This window comes from Aerococcus vaginalis, assembly GCF_053762225.1.
The window spans coordinates 386761-411199 of sequence record NZ_JBSMYC010000001.1 but is presented as its reverse complement, the minus strand read 5'-3'; the positions used below and the strand labels follow the sequence as shown (position 1 = coordinate 411199).

Genomic DNA, 24439 nt, shown 5'->3' with positions numbered 1-24439 from the left:
GAGCTTCGTCACAGCTGTGACGAAGCTCTTTTCATATATTTGTTATTCAGAGATATCACCTTGGTTATTAGGATATGTCTGAATGGCATTTGGGTCGGGTTCCAAGTCAACAGTTTCACTCGACGGATTTTCTGGATCGAGCTGTTCGAGTAAGCTATCGGTTTCTGAATTGAAGAAGATGGTTAAACCATCTGTGATAGATTTCGCAACGTGTTCATAGTAGCTGTCTTGAGTAAACACGGCAATGTCATTCAAGTTAGACATGTATCCAAGCTCAATTAACAATCCAGGCGTCTGTGAGTCACGGATAACTTGGAAGTCGCCAAATTTAATGCCCGTATTCGGCAACTGACCTTGTTCCATTAACTGTGCCTGTACAGCAATGGCTAATGGTGTTGAGTCATCGCCATACTGGTAGACGGTTGAGCCGCTCGCACTCTGGCTATTTTCTGCAGCATCGTAATGCAAACTAATGAATGCATCGGCGTTTTGTTGATTAGCAATAGCAGGTCGTTCAGATAAAGAAACAGTTTCATCACCATCGCGTGTCATAATCACTGTCGCTCCGGCTTTTTCCAATGCCTGCTGAACAGCTTGTGCCGTTTTGAGCGTGATATCTTTTTCATATAGTGATTCATCATCTGAAATGGCCCCTGGATCCTCGCCACCGTGACCAGGATCGAGCACAATCGTCTTGGAACGGAGTGTTGTTGTTGATTCGGCTTGTTTAGCAAGTGCTTGCATTGCTTCCGAATCACTAGTAGCTACCCAATTGGCAATATAACCAGTTGTGCCATCATCTGTTCTGACGTGGTAATAGGCGCCAGACTGCCCAAGATAAGCGAGTGGTTCCTTGCGTTTAGCTTCATAGACGATACTGCTACTGGTATCTGGTGCTTGACGAATATGTGCACCTTCTGCCTCAACGATTACCTGGTAGTCGTAGTCTTTCAGGAAATTACTGTCAAAAGATTCCGTCGTACCTTTAGTGACTGGTGGGGCAGGCACACTACCAGGTGTAATCTCAATCGTTTCCTGTTTAACCCAACCAAGACCAGAATCTAGCTGTAATTGTACCCAGCCGTTCTCTTGGAAGATAATATTGTATTTATCATTTTTCTTTACGTCCGATACTTTGTTAGAGGATTCATCAGCAGATTCATAAGCTGATGTCTCTTGAAGCATCGTTGCGAGATAGCCTGTACCGACTGGATTTTCAGTACGAATGGCTTGAATACTATCAGATAACCAATCCGCTAACCAACCCACACGACCGTCGTTTAGTAGAATTTTTTGCCAGCCATTCTGTGTGCTGACAATACGATAGTCTGTGCCTTTTTTTAGCTGAGACGCAATATCATATGAGATACCAGGACCTTTACGCATATTAACCACATCGGCAGTGATCGCTTGGGTACGATTATGTTCCGTTAACCAAATTGAACCCCCACCAATGAAGAAAAAAAGTGCCACAATCCCAAAATAACGCCACTGCGGAGGGATGTTTTTTAGAGTATTTATATAAGTTTTATCCTTTTTTTGATCTTTCATGAATCGGCTCCTCATCACCGCATAGTTAGTATTAGTTTAGCTGATTGTAGACATAAAATAAAGCAATTCAAAGGAATAGCGTGAGGAATTAGTGACAAACTATTGACTTAAAGATAAATATTCGCTAAAATTCTCATAAAATCTGGTTTTATCTGTTGACGGAGCAGTGTTTTCGTGTCTCTTTTACAGCGAGAATGGACGGTGCAAGCATTCAAGAGCACGAAAACAGAAAAGAACACTCTCGAGGAAGACAGGCAAAAGCTGTCTCGTTAATGCGCGTTAAGCATAGAGTACTGTTTTTACAGTTAAAACTAGGTGGTACCGCGAATGCAATCGCCCTTGTCCCGTATTTTCGGGATGAGGGCTTTTTTTGTTAAAGGGGGAAATCACATGATTCAAAGACCTAAAGGAACGACTGATATTCTGCCTGAAGAAGGTAAAAAATGGCAGTTTATTGAAAAGACAGCGCGCACTATTTTAGAGAACTATCGTTTTTTTGAAATTCGTACGCCAATTTTTGAAAGTTTCAAGTTGTTCAGTCGTGGTGTCGGCGAAACAACTGACGTAGTTACAAAAGAAATGTACGATTTTAACGACAAAGGGGATCGTCATATTGCACTACGTCCAGAAGGTACCGCACCGATTGTTAGAGCATATATCGAAAATAAATTATTTGGTCCTGAACATCCAACACCATATAAAGCTTATTATATAGGACCAATGTTCCGCTATGAACGACCACAAAGCGGTCGTCAACGTCAGTTCCACCAATTAGGTGTGGAAGTATTCAACGGTGAGGGAGCATGGACGGATGCTGAGACATTAGCGCTCGCATATGATTTACTTAAAGCTTTTGGGTTGAAAGACGTCAAATTAGTTATCAACTCACTCGGTAGTACAGAAGATCGTAAACGTTATCGTGAGGCGTTGATTGATTATCTAAAGCCACATGAAGCAGAACTCAGTGAGGATTCCAAACGTCGTTTCATCGATAATCCGTTGCGTGTACTAGATAGTAAGGAAGCAAAAGATCAAGAAATTGTTAAGGATGCGCCGAGTATTCTCGATTACTTGTCACCAGATTCTGAAGCGCGCTTCCAACTGGTGCAAGACCTGTTAACAAAGATCGGCATTCCATTTGAAATTGATGCCACCATGGTTCGCGGTCTTGACTACTATCAGGAAACGATTTTTGAATTTATGACGGAAGATCCGGTATTCGGTGCTGAAACTACTATTTGCGGTGGCGGGAATTATTCTGGATTAGTCAGTGAGTTATCTGACGGCAAAGTCGAAGCCCCAGGTTTTGGTTTTGCGATTGGATTAGAGCGTTTGATACTTCTGATGGATGCTCAGGGCGTTGAGATTCCTGAACAATTACCACTAAATGCTTACTTTGTAGCGATTGGTGATCAGGCTTTTGAGGCAACATTCGAATTAAGTCAGAAATTACGTCAGCAAGGTTTCAGTGTTGATCGTGATTTAACGAAACGCAAACCAGGTAAACAGTATCGAGAAGCTGATAAATTAGGTGCTGAACTAGCGATTACACTTGGTGATCAAGAAATTGAACAAAATATCGTAAGAGTGAAACGTCTATCTGATGGGATGGAGCAATCATTCCCAATGAATGAATTAGAAACTAACTTTAGTGAAATATATCAAAATATGATGGGAGAGAAGTAGTGTGGAACGCACAACATACTGTGGATTAATTAATGAAGAACACGTTGACCAAGAAGTCACCGTCAAAGGTTGGGTACAAAAGCGTCGCGACCTCGGTGGGGTTATCTTTGTTGACTTACGTGACCGTGAAGGTTTAGTACAAATTGTCTTTAACCGTGAATACATTGATGATCAATTCCAAGTAGCAGAAGAATTACGTTCTGAATTTGTTATTGAGGTAACGGGTAAGGTTGTTAACCGTGCCGAATCTGAAATCAACTCTAAATTACGTACGGGTCATTTCGAAATTATGGCAACTTCCTTAACAATTTTGAACCGTTCAAAAACACCGCCATTCCCGGTAGAAGATGACATCGATGTTAATGAAGATAAGCGTTTAGAATATCGTTACATTGATTTACGTCGTCCAAAAATGTTGAACAATTTATGGATGCGCTCAAAAGTGACCCATGCTGTCCGTCGTTACTTGGAAGGTAAAGGTTTCTTAGATATCGAAACACCGAACTTAACCAAATCAACGCCAGAAGGTGCACGTGACTTCCTCGTGCCTTCGCGTATCCATCCAGGTGAAACATATGCATTGCCACAATCGCCACAGTTGTTCAAACAGTTATTGATGGCTAGTGGTTTCGATCGCTACTACCAGATCGTTAAATGTTTCCGTGATGAAGACTTGCGTGGTGACCGTCAACCAGAATTTACGCAGATCGACTTAGAAACAACGTTCCTCGAAGAAGGCGATATTCGTGATATCGTTGAAGGTATGTTGAAATACGTTATGAAAGACGTAAAGGGTCTTGAATTTAATGATGCTTTCCCTGTGATGAGCTATGACGAAGCAATGGATCGTTACGGTTCAGATAAACCGGACACACGTTTCGGTATGGAATTGACCGATATTACAGACATCGTTGATGATTACTCATTCAAAGTCTTCAACATGGCAAAAGAAAATGGTGGTATCGTTAAAGGTATTAACGTTAAGGGTGCGGCAGATCAGTACTCACGTAAAGACCTTGATAGTTTGGCTGACTTTGTTGCTGACTTCGGCGGCAAAGGTGCGGCATGGATCAAAGTTTCTGATGAAGGATTGACTGGTCCAATCGGTAAATTCTTCCGCGACAACCCAGAACCATTGGTAGAGCGTTTGGATGCTGAAGCGGGCGACATTTTGATCTTCGCAGCAGATAAGAAAGCTATCGTTGAACGTTCATTAGGCGAAATTCGTTTGAAATTTGGTCGTGAATTAGGCTTGATGCCAAAAGATCAATTTAACTTCTTATGGGTTGTGGACTTCCCATTATTAGAATGGGACGAAGATGAAAAACGCTACACCGCAATGCACCATCCATTCACTATGCCTAAACGTGAAGATTTGGATAAATTAGAATCCAACCCAGGTGAAGTTTACGCGGCAGCTTATGACATCGTTTTGAACGGTTATGAAATCGGTGGTGGATCCATCCGTATTAACGAACGTGATATTCAGGAACGTATGTTTAAAGCACTTGGATTTACTAAGGAGAGTGCTGAAGAACAGTTCGGTTTCTTACTTCGTTCATTAGATTACGGTTTTCCACCACATGGCGGTTGTGCAATGGGGTTAGACCGTATCGTGATGTTGTTAGCAGGTGAAGATAACATTCGTCAAGTGATGGCATTCCCTAAGAATGGTCGAGCATTCGATCCATTGACAAGTGCGCCTAGTGAACCATCTGAAGGTCAATTAGCTGATTTGGGTCTTCAAACAATCGACTTAGATAAAGACTAAAATTATTAAGAAATTTCTAAAATAAGTGTCCACGATGATTCGCGGGCGCTTTTTTCGTTGTATGCGTTATCTTATTTGTATTGACAATGCTATAATTAATTTAAATATAGGGAATGGAGGAAATGATGATGACGACTATTTATGATTTTGATGTGAAGACAGAGACTGGTGAAAGCTATTCACTCGATAAATATCGTGGTGACGTGTTACTGATTGTCAATACCGCCACAAAGTGTGGCTTAGCACCACAATTTGAAGGTTTAGAAAAACTATACGAAGCCTATCGTGACCGTGGACTAACTGTCTTAGGATTTCCGTCTGATCAATTTATGCAAGAAGTAAAAGATGGCGAAGAAGCAGCAGCTATTTGTCGGACAACTTATGGTGTGAGCTTTCCAATGCATTCTGTTGAAAAAGTTAACGGTAAAGATGCCATGCCGTTGTTCAAGTACTTAACCTCAGAAGCACCAGGAAAACTAAACAAGAGTATTAAATGGAATTTTACTAAATTTTTAATTGATCGTGATGGTCGGATTGTAAAACGGTATGCGCCGGCCACTGCGCCTGAAAAAATTGTGAAGGATATTGAACCTTTATTAGCTGAAAGCGAGGCGTAGTAACATGAATCGGAAGCGTTGGTTACTTGTCGGTTTCGGTGTGATTGTTTTGATTTTGGGTGCGCTATTTAGTGGATGGCGAGAAGCCGAAAGTAATGCTTTTCAAAAAGCCATTAATCAAACAGTTAATGATGATCTCACTATTCGTGAAGGGAATATGGATCAAAAGGTTGTCGTTATTCCTATTCACGGTACCATCGCGTCGCAGAGTACTGGCGGATTCTTGGCAGATAACACTGCCTATGATCAACAACGCTTACTCGAGGGCATTGAGGCATTGAAAAGTGATTCATCTCTCGCAGGAATTATCCTAGAGGTAGATTCCGGTGGAGGCGAAGTATATGCCAGTGAAGAAATGTACGATGCGATAAGACAACTCAAGACAGAACGCGATGTGCCGGTGTATGTGAATATGAAATCTGTGGCGGCCAGCGGTGCTTATATGATTTCAATGGCTGGCGACAAACTATACGCACATCCTGAAACGTTGACGGGATCGATTGGAGTGATCCTCACACAACCGAATTACAGTGCATTAGCTGATAGAATCGGACTCTCTCAAAATATCTATAAATCAGGGAAAGTTAAGGATGCGGGGAACGCCTTCCGTGAACCGACTGACGAAGAAAAACAGATCTTCCAAGGAATTATTGATGAATCTTATGATAATTTTGTCAAGATTGTATCAAAAGGACGAAAAATGCCTGAAGCTGATGTGCGTCAATTGGCAGACGGCCGTGTATATACCGCAAAACAGGCAAAAGAAAATGGATTGGTAGATGAAATTGGCGATCAAAGTCAAGTCATTGATCAAATGATTAAAGATTTAGATCTAGATGCACCTAATGTCTCTTATATGCCGATGACTTCTAGCCAATGGGACAGTGTTGCTAATCTCTTTGGGCAAGCAGTAGAACGTCTAGGTCAGATTGTTTCACCATATGCGGAGAAAGAATCACCGCAGAATTTGAACAGATTGACACATCAATCTCATAGTCCGATTGTGTGGGCGATTTATGGAGGAGTGACAGAGTAATGGCACGTTCAGAATTATCGATTTCACATTGGCCACGCGGGATCTTCGGAGGCTTCTTTTCACGTGTGATTGCTTTCTGGATTGATAAGTTACTCATCGATGCTTTCCTATCTATTGTTATGTTTGCAGTGGATTTTATGTCGTTATCCAATGCCATGGCTAGTGGGATAGAGACCGTCTGCCAAGGGCTTATTGCTGTCACGTACTTTACATTGTTAACTTATTTAACAAATGGCTGGACGGTAGGTAAGGCAATTATGGGCTTACGTACAATTGCTTTAGATGCTGATCGGTTATCATTTAGCACCGCATTTGTTCGCGAAGGCATTGGAAAAATGATACTGATGCATTTTTCTTTTCTCGGTATCATCGTTCTATTCAGTGAACAACGTGAGAACTTTATGGATTTCTTTACCGACACTCGCGTAGTTTCAGAACATCGTCAAAAATTAGTGAAGCAATGGCAAACAATGAAAGAGGATTGATAATTAATGATCATAGGCTCACATGTTTCAATGAAAGGTAAAAAAATGCTATTGGGTGCTGTTGAAGAAGCAGCTTCATATGGTGAAACAGCGTTTATGATTTATACTGGTGCGCCTCAAAACACCAAACGTAAACCGATTGAAGATTTAATGATTGAACCAGGAAGAAAATTAATGGCCGAAAAAGGCATTGAATCGATCGTTATTCATGCGCCATACATTGTCAATCTCGCAAATCCAAATAAACCGGAGAACTTTGAATTTTATGTTTCATTTCTAAAAGATGAAATTAAGCGTGCGGAAGCTATCGGAGCCAAGCAAATTACTTTCCATCCAGGATCTCACGTGCAAACTTCGACTGAAGAAGGGATTAAGGCACTTGTAAAAGGATTAAATGCCGTATTAACAGGCGATGAGAAGGCTCAGATCGCGATTGAAACCATGTCTGGTAAAGGTTCTGAGATAGGTGTGCGTTTTGAAGAAATTGCTGCGATTATCGATGGGGTCACACATAATGAATCGCTGTCAGTCACAATGGATACCTGCCATATGAACGATGCGGGATATGACATCAAAGATCATTTTGATGACGTACTAGAGGAATTCGATCGTATTATTGGATTAGATCGTTTGAAAGTTATGCATATCAATGATTCGAAAAATCCACGTGGCGCTCATAAGGACCGCCATGCAAATGTTGGTGAGGGGACTATCGGTTTTGAGGCGCTAAATCGTATCGTGAATCATCCAGCGCTTAAAGATTGTCCGAAAATCTTAGAAACGCCGTGGGTTCAATATGACGATAATAAACGGCATAAGAAACCACCGTATAAACTTGAGATTGATATGTTCCGAAATAATCAATACAATCCAAACTTGATGTCAGAAATTAAAGAACAATAGATAACATAAGAAAACCTGCTCACTGAGATTTTACAATGAGCAGGTTTATTGATTTTAAAATTATAGTTCAGGACGTTTGAGATCTAGTAGTAAGGCGATTAATGTGGCGGTTTCTTCAATACTACGCTCAGCAACATTAATCACAGGACAGTTTAACTTGCGGTAGATTCCATCGGCATAACACAGTTCATTCGTAATGCGGTCTTCATTATTGTATTGTCCAGAGTCTTCTAAACCGAAAGCGCGCAACCGTTCTTTTCGATAACGGTTTAGCACTTCAGCATCAGTTGTCAGTCCCACAATCTTTTGTTTATCTACATTGAAAATTGCGTCGGGAATACGTGACTCGGGCAATAATGGTAAATTAGCGACTTTGTATCCTTGGAAAGCAAGATAGATACTGAGTGGTGTTTTACCTGTACGTGAGATACCGAGTAGGACGATGTCAGCTTCACCGAATCGATCGGGATTCTGGCCGTCATCATTCGCTACTGCAAATTCTAAACACTCAACGCGGCGATAATAGCTATTATCCAGTGGCGTCTTATTACCAGGTTGCTGTAGTGCGTGAATATTCGTTTGATCTTCGACGGTACGTATGACAGGTTGCATGACACTGGTATAAACAAGATCATAAGTTTCACAGAATGATTTCGCGAATTGATCAAATACTGGATCAACAAAACTTCCGAAAACATTTGCTTTTTGCTCGCGAGCTTCTTCTAATGCTGTTTTTAGTTGATGATGGTATTGAATAAATGTACAGTTCTTAACCTGAAAATGTACAGTAGGAAATTGCACCATGACACTATTCAAATAGTTTTGATTCAACTGGCCAGCCGCATCTGAGAGTAAGTAGTAAACAAGTGTAGCTTCGAACGGTTTATCATCGGGATGTTCATTTAAACTTGAATAATTACTACGCATGGCAATCGTCCTCCTTTTGTGACTAGTATAACAAAATTTCTATGAACATTATACGTTGATATAGAGATGCTTGACGTTTTTGATATAACGTACTATTCTCTCTATAAGCAGGTAAATAGGAATGCTTATGATTTATAAAAAGGATGTGACGATTCACATGACGGATTTTGTAAACGAATCGATGACAAAATTATCAAATAAAGGCTATAAGTACACACAACGGCGTGCTGATTTGTTAGCACTCTTTGACGAAGACGAGAATCGTTATTTCTCAGCAAAAGAAGTGCAACAACGCATTAAAGTTGTGTACCCAAAGATGAGTTTTGATACGATTTATCGTAACTTGAAGTTATTTACTGAAGAGCAAATGTTAGAAGAGACGGAATTTGATGGTGAAATGATGTTCCGTAAGCACTGTGATCCTGAAATTGGCCATCATCATCATTTTATCTGTCGCAATTGCGGCAAGGCATTACCGGTTGAAACATGTCCGCTCGATTTCTATGAACGTCAATTACCTGGTGTGCAAATTGAAGAACATCAATTTCAGTTGATCGGACTCTGTGCAGAGTGTGCAGTAAGTTAATCGTAATTTTTTGCACATTTCATAATCTTGATTGACGCAAGGAGCGAAAATCGCTATAATGTCCGTTGTACGTTTCTATGTGAAGAAACGATTGATATGCACGAGGGGAGGTAACACACATGGCTAAGACCGTTGTTCGTAAGAACGAATCCCTTGAAGATGCTTTAGGACGATTCAGACGACAAGTATCTCAATCAGGTACTTTACGAGAAGTACGTAAACGTGAATACTACGAAAAACCTTCAGTTCGTCGCAAGAAAAAATCTGAAGCTGCTCGTAAACGTAAGAGATAATGCGTGTTTGAATTGAGGAGAGAGTGGTATGACGTTAACTGAACGTTTGAATTCCGATCTCAAAGAAGCAATGAAAGCCAAGGATAAAAAGCGCCTAAGTGTTATCCGCATGCTCAAAGGAGCATTGCAGAAGAAAGAATTAGATAATGGTGGCGAATTGTCTGAAGCGGATGCTTTAGCAGTTATCGCTAAAGAACGTAAACAGCGTTTAGATTCAATTGAAGAATTTACATCTGCTGGCCGCAACGACTTGGCTGATGAAGCACGTCAAGAGATTGAAGTGGTTGAAGCGTATCTTCCCGAGCAATTATCTGAAGAGGAAATTGCGACTAAAGTACAAGAAATTATCGAAGAGTTAAACGCTGATTCTATGAAAGATTTCGGAAAAGTGATGGGTAAGGCAGCGGCCGCAACTAAAGGACGCGCTGACGGCAGTGTCGTTCAAAAAGTTGTGAAGCAACAACTCAATCACTAATCATAAGTTGAAATCATAGTAAAAATGATTGTTGATCACTGTATCTTCAATCATTTTTTTGTATCCAAAGATACCGATTATTGAAAAATAGGAGGTGACAATTGAGATGAAATGGAGTATCCCAACAAGATTAATTGAAGCAGGACGCCAGTTAGTTGACGAGCAAGCAATTAAACGGGTCATTCCGGATACTAATCGCCAGACATGGTATGCAGAAGTTTTCGATGAACAGTGGTTTTATGTTGGATTAGATGGCACAGCACGCGAAGAAGATCGCTGTCAGTGTGATATGTGGCAACAAAAAGGCTATTGTAAGCATACGGTTAGCGTGGAACTCTTCTTGAAGGAACACAAGGTGTCACGTCATCTGTCTGAAAAAACGAAAGATCCTTTTTACTATCCAGAAATACTCGGTCAGCAAACTATTGATGTTCATGCGCTCTATCGAAACTATGCAGAACGTTATGGTGTCGTTACTTTTGAAAATACTTTGCCGGAACAAATTAAACCATTAAAAATTAAAATTAATGTGAGTGATGAATCGTCTAATCATGCATTGTTATCAGATACCAAATTGTTGAATGCACATTTATGGATCAAGAGTGATCGTTGGTATGAAGTTAGTGATTGGCAGCTGTTTATGGATACCTTTATTCATGAGAAAAATTATTCACTGACACAACAGGGAGATAAAACAGTTTGGCTAGTTAAAGAAGCTTTCAGTCAGTCAGCTTATGCGTTGATTAGTGCGCTCGCATCTTTGTCAGGAGATCAGACATATACCTCAGGCAAAGAGCAACTATTGAATGCCTCAATGCTAGACTGTTTGCTTCAAAGTATTAAGGCAGATGAGCCGTATACTAATTGGTACCTTAACGATCAGGATGTTACACTCACTGTTCATGATTGCGATGATCGACCATTAATATTTGCGATTCAGTCATTAGATGCAGAACAGTGGCAAATTCAAATGGCGGATCAAGTGCATTTTTATCGTTATTACCATGCGATTGTTGTAAATGATGAATGGTATCCCATTACAGCGGATGACAGTTATTTTGATGCGATTCACAATCTCAATGAATTGTTTTATTTACATCAAAACCGCTTAGAAATGCCTGAGATGGCGTTCTTTCAATTCATATCCTATTTCGGTTTTGTGATGATGCAGCACACATTAATCAAAAATATCGTATCTGTGCCACTGGTAGAGCCGATCGAACCACTGACAGTTAGAGTTTCGGTAGATATTATCGATAAAACGCTCCATGTCAATTTACACTATGACTATGGTGACGTGACGGTTAATGATGATATTCAACAATCAATGGATCGTGTGTTGTTACGTGACATTGATGGCGAGATGACTGCAAAGGCTTTTTTAATCAAAGATGGATTTAATGAAGGGACTGAAAGTTTCTACAAAACCTATTCGTCATTACGACAATGTTTGATTGGATTGGAACATTTCTTGAAGCTTCGCCCGAGAGATTGGGTTGTGCAGTATTCAGAACGGTTATCGCAGTTAGGGAAACAAACGCTGACGGCTAGTATTCAAACGACTTCAAGCTTTTCCAATCGTTATTTGAATATTACCTTTGATGTTGAAGGCGTGACCGATCGGGATATTAATCGCATTCTTAAGGCTATTGCGGAAGACGATAATTATATTAGTTTGTCTGATGGCCGTATTATTTCAGTTGATCAATTAACAACGGATGATCAGCGCCATATGCTCAAAACGTTACAGGATGACTCAGAGCAATGGCAAAACGGTGATGCGGTGTTGACCTATCAAGCACTTAGTTATGCAGATACTTTAGGTCAGAGTGAGGCTTTCCAGGCGTTTTATCATGATATTACGCATTTTAAATCAGAAGATTATCAGCCACCTTCAACGTTGAGAGCAGCGTTAGCTGATTTTCAAAAGTATGCGGTGCAGTGGTTAAACATGTTATCTCGTTATGGTTTAGGCGGTATTTTGGCAGATGAGATGGGGTTAGGAAAGACTGTCCAGACCATTGCGTTTTTATTAGAGTATCGCGACAAAAATCCAGATGCCAAAGTGTTAATTGTTGCGCCAGCTTCCGTGCTTTACAACTGGAAACATGAGATTGAACGCTTCGCGCCTTCGCTGCAGTCTGTCATCATCGATGGCACACAAGAGATGCGCGAAACGCTGCGTCAAGCGCATCAAGAGGCCATTTGGATTGCTTCCTATCAGAGTTTTCGTAATGATCGTGAGATATATCATCAATCAAACTTTGATGTCTTAGTAATGGATGAAGCACAAGCATTAAAAAATCCTAGAACGCTACTTTATCAAGCGGTGGAGGGGCAGCCTGCAACGTTACGTATCGGCCTCTGTGGAACACCACTTGAAAACAATCTACAAGAGTTTTGGGCATTGATGCAGTCGGTATTACCAGGTTTATTCCCAGATACTAAAACATACAGCCAATTGTCGATTGACGACATTCGCTATATGAGTAGTCCATTTGTTTTGCGACGTACGAAAAAAGATGTGGCGTTACAATTGCCGGATAAAACGCAGTATGATCGTTATCTATCATTAAATAATGATCAGAAAACACGGTATCTTGCATATTTGGAAGATATCAAGCAACGTATCACGCAATCTGAACAATCGGGGCAACAAGCGATGTCTCAGTTAGAAATCTTATCAGCAATTACGCGCTTACGCCAAATTTGCTGTCATCCTAAATTAGTGGATGAAGATTATACAGGCGAATCCTCAAAATTTGAACATCTAAAACAATGGTTGTCTGAAGCATTGACTAATGACCGACATATATTGATCTTCTCTCAGTTTACAAAGATGCTGACATTGATTGCAGGTTATCTTGATGAAATAGGTGTGCCGTATTTTGAAATTACAGGTGAAACCAATAAAGAGATCAGACAGCAACAAGTGGATGCGTTCAATCGTGGCGAACGGAAGATTTTCTTGATTTCACTGCGAGCCGGCGGTGTTGGATTGAATTTAACCGGTGCTGATACCGTATTGTTATATGATTTATGGTGGAATCCATCGGTAGAAGAGCAAGCGATTGGACGTGCACATCGTATCGGACAGCAAAATGATGTCATGGTGTATCGTTTGATAACTGAAGGCACTATTGAAGAACGTATTGCTGAGCTCCAAGAGGAAAAACGACAACTTTTCCACCAATTATTGGATCAGTCAGATATTCGCGAAATGCCAAGTCTATCTATAGATGATTTGAAGTTTATTTTAGGAATGAAAAATTCACTATAAGAGTTGCAATCAAAGTCATGAATATAGTATGATAATCAAGTGTGCTTAGCACATAGATCACACCTCATGAATTGATCGAACGCGGTGCTCACTATTGAGTTGTTCGATTTTGAAATGAGGGCGGAAAAACCGAATGGAGGAATATTATGTCAGTAGTATCTATGAAACAATTATTAGAAGCTGGGGTTCACTTTGGACACCAGACACGTCGTTGGAACCCTAAGATGGCACCTTACATCTTCACAGAGCGTAACGGTATTTACATCATTGACTTACAACAAACTGTTAAGTTGATCGATCGTGCGTACAACTTTGTTCGTGAAACAGTTGCAGAAGGTGGATCTATCTTATTCGTTGGTACTAAGAAACAAGCACAACAAGCTATCCAAGAAGAAGCTGAACGTGCTGGTGAATTCTTCATCAACCACCGTTGGCTCGGTGGTACGCTGACCAACTGGGAAACAATCCAAAAACGTGTACAACGTATGAAAGACATTGACAAAATGGAAGAGGACGGAACTTTCGATGCATTGCCTAAGAAAGAAGTTCTTGATCTCATGAAAGAACGCGAAAAATTGGAATTAAACTTGGGTGGTATTTCCGATATGAAGGAACAACCAAGTGCTATCTTCGTTGTTGATCCTCGTAAAGAAGCGATCGCTATCAACGAAGCACGTAAATTGAACATTCCAGTTATCGCTATGGTCGACACTAACTGTGACCCAGATAACATTGATTACGTTATCCCTTCTAACGACGACGCAATCCGTGCCGTTCGTTTGATTACGAAGACATTGGCTGACGCTGCTTTAGAAGGTAAACAAGGCGATGAAGATCAACAAGTAGAGCAGACAGAAGAAGCTGTTTCTGATGCTGATCTTGAAAAAGTTGCTGCTAAATTATCTGGTGACTCAGCCGACAACGGTGAAGACGCAGAATAATAAGCCGATTGACAGTTGAGATGATACATAAATCATTGTATCATTGAATCACGGTGGTTTTGCCTGATAGGGACTTGGCGAAAAATGGCCGGTACTTATCAGGCATTTTTTATAACAGAATTAAGTAAATTAAACACTTTTGGGAGGAATTATAAGAATGGCAATCAGTGCAAAACAAGTAAAAGAATTGCGTGACCGTACCGGTGCCGGCATGATGGATGCTAAACGTGCATTGGAAGCAACAGATGGTGACATTGATAAAGCAATCGACCACTTGCGTGAAACAGGACAAGTAAAAGCTGAGAAAAAAGCAGGCCGTATTGCTGCTGAAGGTTTAGCTAAAGTTGTTGTTGAAGGTAATGACGCTGTTATTTTGGAAGTTAACTCTGAAACAGACTTCGTTGCTAAAAACGAAAAATTCCAAACAATGATCGATACTATTGCGCATGCATTGTTAGCTGACAAACCAGCATCTGTTGAAGAAGCATTGGAAAACGTTACTATTGAAGGTGACAAATTATCCGACTACATTACACAACAGATTTCTGTCATTGGTGAACACTTAGTATTACGTCGTTTCACGATCTTTGAAAAAGGCGACGACGAATTATTCGGTCAATACGTACATATGGGCGGTGCAAACGCAACATTGGTACAGTTGAAGACTGATAAGGAAGATGTAGCACGTAACGTTGCATTGCACGTTGGTGGTATTGCACCTAAATACGCTACAGAAGCTGATGTTCCAGAAGACGTTAAAGCACACGAACGTGAAGTGTTGACTCAAGAAACAATTAACGAAGGTAAACCAGAGAAGATTATTGACCGTATCGTTGATGGTCGTATGCACAAATTCTTCTCTCAAACAGTATTAGTTGACCAAGACTTCTTGATCGACGACAGCCAAACGGTTGGTGAATACCTCAAAGCAAACGACTCTGAAATCGTTGACTTCCGTCGTTACGCTGTTGGTGAAGGTATTGAAAAACGCCAGGAAGACTTCGCTGCTGAAGTTGAAGCACAGATGAAGAAATAATTTAGTCAGATTGAAGACTTATCTGATGGGATGAGGCTGATGAGGTTGGGAATTCCCAACCTTTTTGTTTAAGGAGAGAAGTATGTCAGAACAAGTTAAATATAAACGTGTGGTTATGAAATTAAGTGGTGAAGCACTAGCTGGTGAAAAAGGCTTTGGTATTGATCCACAAACCATGAAAAAAATTGCAAAAGAAGTCGAAGAAGTTCATGCATTAGGTGCAGAACTCGCGATTGTTGTCGGTGGCGGAAATATCTGGCGTGGGCGTACTGGTGAAGAAATTGGTATGGAACGCGCACAAGCTGACTACATGGGAATGCTTGCGACTATTATGAATGCGCTTGGCCTCCAAGATTCCTTAGAAAACCTCGGCGTTTCAACGCGTGTGCAAACAGCGATTGAAATGAGTGAAGTTGCAGAACCTTACATTCGTAGACGTGCGATTCGTCACTTAGAAAAGGGACGTGTGGTTATTTTTGCTGGTGGTACAGGTAATCCGTACTTCTCGACCGATACAACCGCTGCATTACGCGCCGCTGAAATCGATGCTGATGTGATTTTAATGGCGAAGAACGGTGTAGACGGTGTATACAGTGCTGATCCGAACATTGATAAAACTGCTGAAAAATATGAAGAGTTAACGCACTCCGATATCATTGAGAAGCATTTACAAGTCATGGATTCAACAGCTAGCTCATTGAGTATGGATAATGAAATTCCATTGGTTGTGTTTGACTTAAATACACCTGGTAATATTCGTCGTGTAATGCTTGGTGAAGAAATCGGAACCGTTGTGAAAGGATAATCAAAAATGTCAATGAAAGATACAATGAATGACACCAAACAACGTATGCAGAAGACAGAACAAAGTCTTCGTGATGAATTAGCACAGATTCGTGCAGGAGTGGCTAACGCTAGTTTATTAAACGGTGTAACTGTTGATTACTACGGTGCGCCAACGCCATTGAATCAGATTGCTTCTATTACGATTCCGGAAGCACGTATGTTGATGGTAACACCTTACGATAAGACCGCATTGTCTGCGATCGATCATGCCTTACAACAAGCAGACCTCGGTGTATCACCAACGAACGATGGTGATAAAATTCGTATCATTATTCCAGCTTTAACGAAAGAACGCCGTGAAGAATTAACAAAAGTTGTCGGTAAAGCTCTCGAAAAAGCAAAAGTAGCCGTTCGTCATATTCGTCGTGATGCGAATGACGCGATCAAAAAAGCGGAAAAAGCTAGCGAAATTACGGAAGATGACCGTCGTACTTATGAAGATGATATCCAGAAATTAACAGATAAAGCGATCGCTGACTTAGAAGAAATCGCTGAAACAAAAAATAACGAAATTCGTGAACACTAATTCATCTAGTCAAACGTCTGTAACAGAGAAGCGCTCTGTACAGGCGTTTTTATTATGCTTTTTGAATTTGATACCCTTTAAATAGGGTATTTTATTGTTGCAACGCGACAACTATACTATAATGAAAGGTAATGAATAAAAAGTTAACAAGAATAGAGAGGAATTTAGTTGATGAGGGAATTTGACCCACAAGGTGTTATCCCCAAGCACGTGGCCATCATTATGGATGGGAATGGGCGTTGGGCAACCGCCCGCCAGTTGAAACGTACGGACGGGCATCGTGAGGGACTGCAAGCAGTTCGCCGTGTCGCAACTGTCGCAGCAAAAATGGGAATTGAAGTACTTACCCTCTATGCATTTTCTACAGAAAATTGGAAGCGTCCAGTTTCAGAAGTACGCTTTTTGATGAACTTGCCGAAATATATGGAAGAAGAGGTTCTACCTGAACTGATTGAAAATAACGTTCAAGTGCGCATGATGGGGTTTACGACGGATATTCCTAAAAATACTTTAGAAGCTATACATCGTGCCGAACACTTAACGGTTGATAATGATGGTTTACTGTTAAATATTGCTTTTAATTACGGAGCAAGAGCAGAGATCGTTCAAGCTGTACAGAATATTGGACAGGAAATCGCACAGCAAAAGTTATCGCCAGCTCAAATCGATGAAGCACTCATTTCTAAACATTTAATGACTGCGGAATTAGGAGACAATAGTGATCCAGATTTCCTTATCCGTTCCAGTGGTGAAGTAAGATTGAGTAATTTCCTTTTGTGGCAACTCGCTTACTCGGAATTGTATTTCATAGACCGTTTTTGGCCTGATTTTGATCAGGAATTGTTTACGCACTGTATCGGCGAATTTCAGCATCGCAAGCGTCGTTTTGGCGGATTGACAGGATAGACCGATGAAGGGAGCATAGACAGATGACAGAACGTATCATCACAGCAATTGTTGCTGCAGCGATCTTCTTTCCGTTTGTAATTATCGGTGGCTTACCATTTGAGATCTTCGTTTGGGCTATTGCATCAATTGGATTTTTAGAGTTAATTCATATGATGGCTATTAAATGGCACAGTATCGAAGCGTTAATCGGCTATATCGTTATGATTTACAGTCTTTTTCCGTTTGGTGTGATTCAAATACATCACTTAGACAGTATGCCAACTTGGTTTTCCTATTTGAGTTTTTTGGCATTAGCTGCAGTAACTGTTTTTAAAGCAGATCAATTTACGTTTCCTAGAGCGGCAGCGCTTGGGAGTGGGGCAATGTATATCGGTATGGGATTCCGGTTTTTAATTGAAACACGTGACATTAGTCTGTCTAGTATTATCTTTATCTTATTTGTTTGTTTCGCTAACGATACATTCGCTTACTTTACAGGTGTGATGACTGGGAAACATAAATTGGCTCCTAAAATTTCGCCGAACAAAACAATCGAAGGCTCACTCGGTGGTATTGGAGGTGCTGTCGTGATTAGTATTATTTTGATGCTTATCCCATACTTTCATGATCCTTTCCCAACATTGACATTATTGCAGTTAGTGATTGTAACGATTGGGTTAGCGATTTTCGGACAGCTCGGCGATCTTCTAGAATCCGCCGTAAAACGTTACTATGATGTGAAGGATAGTGGACATTTATTACCGGGGCATGGCGGTATTTTAGATCGCTTTGATAACATGCTCTTAGTATTGCCAATGTTTCATTATCTATTAATGTTAGTGATTTAGTAGGAGTTAGTTATGAAAGCAATTATTATTTTCATTCTTATCTTCGGTATTTTAGTGATTTTTCACGAATTCGGTCATTTTATTATGGCTAAGCGTGCGGGAATTTTTGTTCGCGAATTTTCGATTGGTATGGGGCCGTTGCTTTTCCATTATGAGGGTGAAGAAACAACGTACAGTCTAAGGTTATTGCCACTCGGTGGTTATGTGCGGATGGCCGGTTTAGAAGAAAATAGTGAATATTTCACCCCAGGACAGCCGATCATCATTGGATTCAATGATGCGCATGAAATTGATCGCATATCTTTTGATGAAGATGAGGATATTGTGGATGGATTGCCAGTAGAGACGATCGAAGGTGATATGGATCAAGCATTTACATTAAAAGCGATTCCTTATGGTGAAACCGACCCTGTCACCTATACGATTAGTCATCAAGCGACGGTTATTGAATCGGACGGCAATATTGTGCGTGTTGCACCGCCAGAACGTCAATTTCAATCAGCAAAATTATTTGATCGACTATTAACAAATATTGCAGGACCTATTCAGAATTTTATTCTAGGAATTTTAGCCTTTGTGCTGATTGCTTTCTTGCAGGGTGGCGTTCCCTCAAATAGTAATACGCTAGGGAATATTCAGGCAGATTCCCCAGCACAAGCTGCAGGGTTAAAGGAGGGCGATCAGATCATCCAAGTTAATCAAACCACAGTCGATAGTTTTACAGCGATTCAACAAGAAATTCAAAAATATCCGAATCAAGAAGTGACGGTGACATTATCCGATAACCAAACAGTCACAGTAACGCCAAAAGCTCAAGAACTTTCTAACGGGGAGACGGTTGGTTTGATGGGGGCTGAGCGTACCATTGAACAAGGTTTTTGGAGCAAGATTAAATATGGCTTCACACAAGCTTGGACAATTATTACAGGTGTTATTGGTGTGATCGTTTCAATGTTTAAAACAGGATTTGATATCAATAATTTTGGTGGTCCTGTCTACATGTACCAAGCGACCACACAAGTCGCAGATATTGGCTTTACGGCAGTGTTATCCCTACTCGCCTACCTAAGTATCAATTTGGGTATGGTTAATATGTTGCCTTTCCCAGCACTTGATGGGGGGAAAGTCGTTCTTAATTTGATCGAATCCGTTCGTGGTAAGCCATTGAGCGCGAAAACAGAAGGTATGATCAATTTGGCAGGTGCTATTGGGATTTTGATCTTATTCATTGCCGTGACGTGGAACGATATTATGCGTTTCTTTTAGGTATTAAAGAAAGTGATATGTACAAGCACAAACAACAGTGAGGCATATCACTTTTTTCATTGCAGAGGAGAGTTCAGTAAACGAATGAAACAATCAGAAGAGCAATTATTTCAAGTTTTGATGACACAGCTAGGCTGGCAACCAGATGACCAAAATATGCAGAGTGGTCGCGTGGCCGATGTAACGATTCATACGCATTCCAGACGATATACGTTCCAATTGCGGTTTGAGAGACGACTCAGTGCGGCTCAAGCGAAACGTTTGATTCACGGGATTCAAAAGAAATTTTTAGGTATTGCGGCGACTGAAGTTGAACTCACTTATGAGGATGAGCGCTTCCCTACGGAAGAAGAATGGGAGGCTTATTGGCCACTGGTTGTTGAGCGTGAAGCTTTAAATGATGGCGTCGCTAAGCAATTATTGTGTCAGCAGCTGCCGACCATTGATCTAGAACAGCGCGCCATTACATTACGTGCTGAAAATCAACAAGTACAAGCAACGATTGAAAATCGCTATGCTCAATCTATAGTGTCAGGCTATCGCAAACTGGGCTTTCCAGATTTTCGTTTAAATGTCATTGTTGATACTGAGACGGTCAATGATCGCATGGAAAACTTTAACTCGCGTAAAGAAGCACTTGAAAAAGAGCAACAAGAAATTGCGAAAAAAGCGATTGAACGTCAAGAACAGCAAGCAAAAGAACCTGAAACGATTATCCCTGATAAAATCAATATCGGTCGTGATATTCCGAATGACACACCACTTCAACCGATGTCCTCTTTCAAGGAAGAGGAACGTGGTGTCATTATGGAAGGGGTCGTTTTTGAAGTTGAAGTCAAAGAGTTGAAGACAGGACGCTGTATCCTTAATGCTAAAATTTCAGACTATACGAGTGCGTTTAGTATTTCTAAATTCTCAAAAAATGATGAAGAAGTAGCTATATTCAAAGCAATTAAGACGGGAATGTGGCTGCGTGTACGCGGTGACATTCGTATGGATGACCGCTTCCTTAGAGATTTAGTACTCAATGTGTATGATCTTGAAGAAATCAGCAAAGACGTACGGCAGGATACGGCTGAAGAGAAACGTGTAGAATTACATTTACATACGAAGATGAGTGCGTTAGATGCGACGAATACCATTACCGATTATGTCGAACAAGCTAAAAAATGGGGAATGTCTGCGATAGCTTTAACAGATCACGGCGGAGTGCAAGCTTTTCCGGAGGCGAGCCGTGCTGCAAAAGCGAATGGCATCAAAGTATTGTATGGAATGGAAGCCAATGTGGTGGATGATGGTATTCCAATTGCCTACCAACCACAACACATCAATTTGGAAGATGCGACCTATGTTGTCTTCGACGTCGAAACGACAGGCTTATCGGCGATCTACGATAAAATTATCGAACTATCAGCCGTGAAAATGGAAAAGGGCAATGTGATTGATGAATTTAGTGAATTTATCAATCCTGGTCATCCTCTGTCAAAATTTACGACGGATTTAACAAGTATTACGGATGATATGGTTGCGGATGCCAGACCAGAAGAAGATATCATTAATGATTTCAGAAACTGGGCAGAGGGTACGATTCTTGTCGCTCACAATGCCACATTCGACATGGGCTTTTTAAACACAGCTTATCGTCGCTATGGCTTACCAGAAGCGGATAATGCGGTGATCGACACGTTAGAATTTGCACGCTTCCTTCATCCAGAATTTAAATCTTACCGCTTGAATACACTCGCTAAACATTACAAAGTCAATCTTGAACAACATCACCGTGCGATTTACGATGCAGAATCAACGGGGGCGTTGGCTTGGATCTTCGTTAATGAAGCGAAGGAAGATCATGGCTATCGCTATCACGATGAATTGAATAACGACCTCGGTCAAAATGATGCGTATAAAAACGGACGTCCTTTCCACGTCACCTTACTCGCAAAGGATCAAGAGGGATTAAAGGATATGTTCAAGCTCGTCAGTGCCTCGAACGTGAAATACTTCTATCGTGTGCCGCGTATTCCGAGATCTGTATTGAATAAATATCGAAAACATCTCCTCGTAGGTTCTGCATGTGCCGAAGGTGAAGTGTGGGAAGCCGCCATGCAAAAAGGAAAATCACAGGCGAGTGATAAAGCTAAAAAGTATGATTTTCTTGAGATTCAGCCTAAAGAAGTTTATCAGCCGTTGCTTGATAAGAATCTTGTACATAATGAACAAGAATTGGAAAAGATTATTAAAAATATCTTAGAGATTGGAAAAGATCTGGACATTCCAGTCGTTGCAACAGGTGATGTGCATTATCTCAACCCAGAAGATAAGATTTATCGCGAGATCTTGAAAAACTCAGATAAGAGTCATCCGCCGATGAAATCTTTCCCAGAAGCACACTTCAGAACAACTAATGAGATGCTAGAAGCTTTTAGCTTTTTAGGAGAGGAAACCGCACATCGTATTGTTATTGAAAACTCCCAAAAGATTGCGGATATGATCGATGAGATCGAACCAATCCATAATAAGTTATATACACCGCATATTAACGGTGCCGAGGAAGCAATTAGAGATGATTCTTACCAACGAGCTCATGATATTTATGGAGATGAACTGCCAGAAATTGTGAGTGAGCGTTTGGAACGTGAGCTCAAAAGTATTATTGGTAATGGGTTCTCTGTGATTTACTATATCGCGCAGAAACTGGTAGCTAAATCGAATGATGATGGCTATATCGTTGGTAGTCGCGGTTCTGTCGGGTCATCATTTGTGGCGACAATGTTAGGAATTACCGAAGTTAACCCACTGTCGCCGCACTATGTCTGCTTAAACTGTCATCACAGTGAATTTTTCACGCATGGTGAAATTGGTTCAGGGTTTGATTTACCGGATAAGAAGTGCCCGGAGTGTGGCGAACTGATGATGAAAGATGGGCATGAGATTCCATTCGAAACATTTTTAGGTTTCCATGGTGACAAGGTGCCGGATATCGATCTGAACTTCTCCGGGGAGTATCAAGCAGATGCGCACGAATATACCAAAGTCTTGTTCGGAGAAGATCATGTGTTTAAGGCTGGAACCATTTCAACAGTGGCTGAAAAAACAGCATATGGTTATGTACTTGGGTATGATCGCGATAATAACTTAAACTTACGCCCAGCCGAACGTGATTTTTATGCGAAAGGTGCGACAGGTGCAAAACGAACCACAGGACAGCATCCAGGAGGGATTATTGTTATTCCAGATGATATGGATGTTTTTGATTTTACTCCTGTACAGTATCCAGCTGATGAACAGAATGCCTCATGGCGGACCACGCATTTCGATTTCCATTCTATCCATGATAATGTGCTGAAGTTAGACTGTCTGGGCCACGATGATCCAACGGTTATTCGTAAATTGCAGGATCTTTCAGGCATTGCGCCGACAGCTATTCCGACCGATGATGCGGAAGTTTATAAGATTTTTAATGGTACGGATGCGTTGGGAGTGACGCCGGAACAGATTTTCTCTAAAACAGGAACATTTGGTATTCCAGAGTTTGGGACACGTTTTGTCCGTCAAATGTTAGAAGATACGCATCCGAGCACCTTTGCGGAACTCGTGCAAATTTCTGGGTTATCACATGGTACAGACGTATGGCTTGGGAACTCACAGGTGCTTGTGCGTGAAAAAGGTTTGGAATTGAAGGAAGTTATCGGGTGTCGTGACGATATCATGATGGACTTAATTCATATGGGCGTGCCGACGAGTGACTCTTTCCAAATCATGGAAAAAGTACGTAAGGGTAAAGGTTTATCAGAGGAACACCGTGCGATTATGAAGGAACATAATGTACCAGAATGGTTCATGTGGTCATGTACAAAGATTAAGTACATGTTCCCAAAGGCGCACGCTGCAGCATATGTTTTGAATGCGTTACGTGTGGCATGGTTTAAAGTACACAAACCACTTTACTATTACTGTGCGTACCTCAGTGTTCGTGCGTATGATTTCGATCTGCCGAACATGTCAGGGGGACTTGAGACATGTAAAGGGCGTCTAAAAGAGATTATGGCAAAAGGCAATGATGCGACGAAGAAAGAGCAGGATCTACAAATTGTGTTAGAACTTGTTAACGAAATGTGGGAGCGTGGCTATCGATTTGAAATGGTAGATCTCGAGAAATCCGATGCTGAAAGTTTTATCATTGATGAAGAAAATAAAGCATTGATTGCTCCGTTCCGCGCAATCCCAGGTCTCGGGACGAGTGTTGCACATCAAATTATTGCGGCACGCGAAGAATCACCATTCTTATCCAAAGAAGACCTCAAAAAACGTGCGCATGTATCACAGTCAACCATTGACTTCATGACACAGTATCATATGGTGGATAATTTGCCAGATGAGAACCAATTGAGCTTATTTGATATGTAATTAGTATATTATTTGAGGTTACTGCTAGCTTTCGTTATAGTAGTAATAGGTTATAAAGTAGGATTCGTACA

At 40.9% G+C, this 24439-nt stretch carries 20 protein-coding genes; 18 read left to right on the top strand and 2 right to left on the bottom strand.

Features of this window, described 5'->3' with window-relative positions; genetic code table 11:
- Window positions 1-42: 42 nt before the first annotated feature.
- Window positions 43-1551, bottom strand: coding sequence for an N-acetylmuramoyl-L-alanine amidase (locus ACWOEX_RS01925; RefSeq protein ID WP_455297577.1), 1509 nt, complete (start codon window positions 1549-1551; stop codon window positions 43-45).
- A gap of 390 nt (window positions 1552-1941) precedes the next feature.
- On the opposite strand from ACWOEX_RS01925, the gene hisS reads away from it, so the two are divergent.
- The 6 genes from hisS to ACWOEX_RS01895 all read left to right on the top strand — a co-directional run bounded on the left by hisS (window position 1942) and on the right by ACWOEX_RS01895 (window position 8049).
- Complete coding sequence (gene hisS / locus ACWOEX_RS01920; RefSeq protein WP_455297575.1) at window positions 1942-3237, top strand: histidine--tRNA ligase; 1296 nt, start codon at window positions 1942-1944, stop codon at window positions 3235-3237.
- 1 nt (window position 3238) lies between these two features.
- Complete coding sequence (aspS, locus tag ACWOEX_RS01915; RefSeq protein ID WP_455297574.1) at window positions 3239-5008, top strand: aspartate--tRNA ligase; 1770 nt, start codon at window positions 3239-3241, stop codon at window positions 5006-5008.
- A 128-nt stretch (window positions 5009-5136) separates the two neighbouring features.
- Complete coding sequence (locus tag ACWOEX_RS01910) at window positions 5137-5625, top strand: glutathione peroxidase (protein WP_455297573.1); 489 nt, start codon at window positions 5137-5139, stop codon at window positions 5623-5625.
- A gap of 4 nt (window positions 5626-5629) precedes the next feature.
- Entirely contained in the window at window positions 5630-6661 is a 1032-nt protein-coding gene (gene sppA / locus ACWOEX_RS01905; RefSeq protein ID WP_455297572.1) for a signal peptide peptidase SppA, read from the top strand.
- Window positions 6661-7146: an RDD family protein gene (locus ACWOEX_RS01900; RefSeq protein ID WP_455297571.1), complete on the top strand. Its 486-nt coding sequence runs from the start codon at window positions 6661-6663 to the stop codon at window positions 7144-7146. The genes sppA and ACWOEX_RS01900 overlap by 1 nt, the downstream gene beginning before the upstream one ends.
- A 6-nt stretch (window positions 7147-7152) precedes the next feature.
- Window positions 7153-8049, top strand: a complete 897-nt coding sequence (locus tag ACWOEX_RS01895; RefSeq protein ID WP_455297570.1) for a deoxyribonuclease IV — start codon at window positions 7153-7155, stop codon at window positions 8047-8049.
- A 60-nt stretch (window positions 8050-8109) separates the two neighbouring features.
- On the opposite strand, the gene ACWOEX_RS01890 is transcribed toward ACWOEX_RS01895, so the two are convergent.
- Entirely contained in the window at window positions 8110-8976 is an 867-nt protein-coding gene (locus ACWOEX_RS01890; protein ID WP_455297569.1) for a pyruvate, water dikinase regulatory protein, read from the bottom strand.
- A gap of 157 nt (window positions 8977-9133) precedes the next feature.
- On the opposite strand from ACWOEX_RS01890, the gene ACWOEX_RS01885 reads away from it, so the two are divergent.
- The 12 genes from ACWOEX_RS01885 to ACWOEX_RS01830 all read left to right on the top strand — a co-directional run bounded on the left by ACWOEX_RS01885 (window position 9134) and on the right by ACWOEX_RS01830 (window position 24368).
- Window positions 9134-9562 (top strand): Fur family transcriptional regulator, encoded by a 429-nt coding sequence (locus ACWOEX_RS01885; RefSeq protein ID WP_455297568.1) that lies wholly within the window; start codon window positions 9134-9136, stop codon window positions 9560-9562.
- Window positions 9563-9681: 119 nt separating this feature from the next.
- A complete protein-coding gene (rpsU, locus tag ACWOEX_RS01880) occupies window positions 9682-9855 on the top strand; it encodes a 30S ribosomal protein S21 (RefSeq protein ID WP_455297567.1) in 174 nt (57 codons plus the stop codon).
- Window positions 9856-9883: 28 nt separating this feature from the next.
- Window positions 9884-10330, top strand: a complete 447-nt coding sequence (locus tag ACWOEX_RS01875; protein WP_455297566.1) for a GatB/YqeY domain-containing protein — start codon at window positions 9884-9886, stop codon at window positions 10328-10330.
- 106 nt (window positions 10331-10436) lie between these two features.
- The gene (locus ACWOEX_RS01870) at window positions 10437-13610 is read left to right on the top strand and encodes an SNF2-related protein (RefSeq protein WP_455297565.1); all 3174 of its coding nucleotides are present in this window, start codon (window positions 10437-10439) and stop codon (window positions 13608-13610) included.
- A gap of 146 nt (window positions 13611-13756) precedes the next feature.
- Window positions 13757-14551 (top strand): 30S ribosomal protein S2, encoded by a 795-nt coding sequence (rpsB, locus tag ACWOEX_RS01865; RefSeq protein WP_455297564.1) that lies wholly within the window; start codon window positions 13757-13759, stop codon window positions 14549-14551.
- Window positions 14552-14708: 157 nt separating this feature from the next.
- Window positions 14709-15587 (top strand): translation elongation factor Ts, encoded by an 879-nt coding sequence (tsf, locus tag ACWOEX_RS01860; RefSeq protein WP_455297563.1) that lies wholly within the window; start codon window positions 14709-14711, stop codon window positions 15585-15587.
- 82 nt (window positions 15588-15669) lie between these two features.
- A complete protein-coding gene (gene pyrH / locus ACWOEX_RS01855; protein WP_455297562.1) occupies window positions 15670-16392 on the top strand; it encodes a UMP kinase in 723 nt (240 codons plus the stop codon).
- Window positions 16393-16398: 6 nt separating this feature from the next.
- A complete protein-coding gene (frr, locus tag ACWOEX_RS01850) occupies window positions 16399-16959 on the top strand; it encodes a ribosome recycling factor (RefSeq protein WP_455297560.1) in 561 nt (186 codons plus the stop codon).
- A 171-nt stretch (window positions 16960-17130) separates the two neighbouring features.
- On the top strand, window positions 17131-17865 hold the full coding sequence (locus ACWOEX_RS01845; protein ID WP_455297559.1) for an isoprenyl transferase: 735 nt from the start codon (window positions 17131-17133) through the stop codon (window positions 17863-17865).
- A gap of 23 nt (window positions 17866-17888) precedes the next feature.
- Window positions 17889-18695 carry a phosphatidate cytidylyltransferase gene (locus ACWOEX_RS01840; RefSeq protein ID WP_455297558.1) on the top strand — a complete coding sequence of 269 codons (807 nt, stop codon included), beginning with the start codon at window positions 17889-17891 and terminating at the stop codon, window positions 18693-18695.
- A 12-nt stretch (window positions 18696-18707) separates the two neighbouring features.
- Window positions 18708-19961 carry an RIP metalloprotease RseP gene (gene rseP / locus ACWOEX_RS01835; RefSeq protein WP_455297557.1) on the top strand — a complete coding sequence of 418 codons (1254 nt, stop codon included), beginning with the start codon at window positions 18708-18710 and terminating at the stop codon, window positions 19959-19961.
- 84 nt (window positions 19962-20045) lie between these two features.
- On the top strand, window positions 20046-24368 hold the full coding sequence (locus ACWOEX_RS01830) for a PolC-type DNA polymerase III (protein WP_455297556.1): 4323 nt from the start codon (window positions 20046-20048) through the stop codon (window positions 24366-24368).
- Window positions 24369-24439 lie beyond the last annotated feature (71 nt).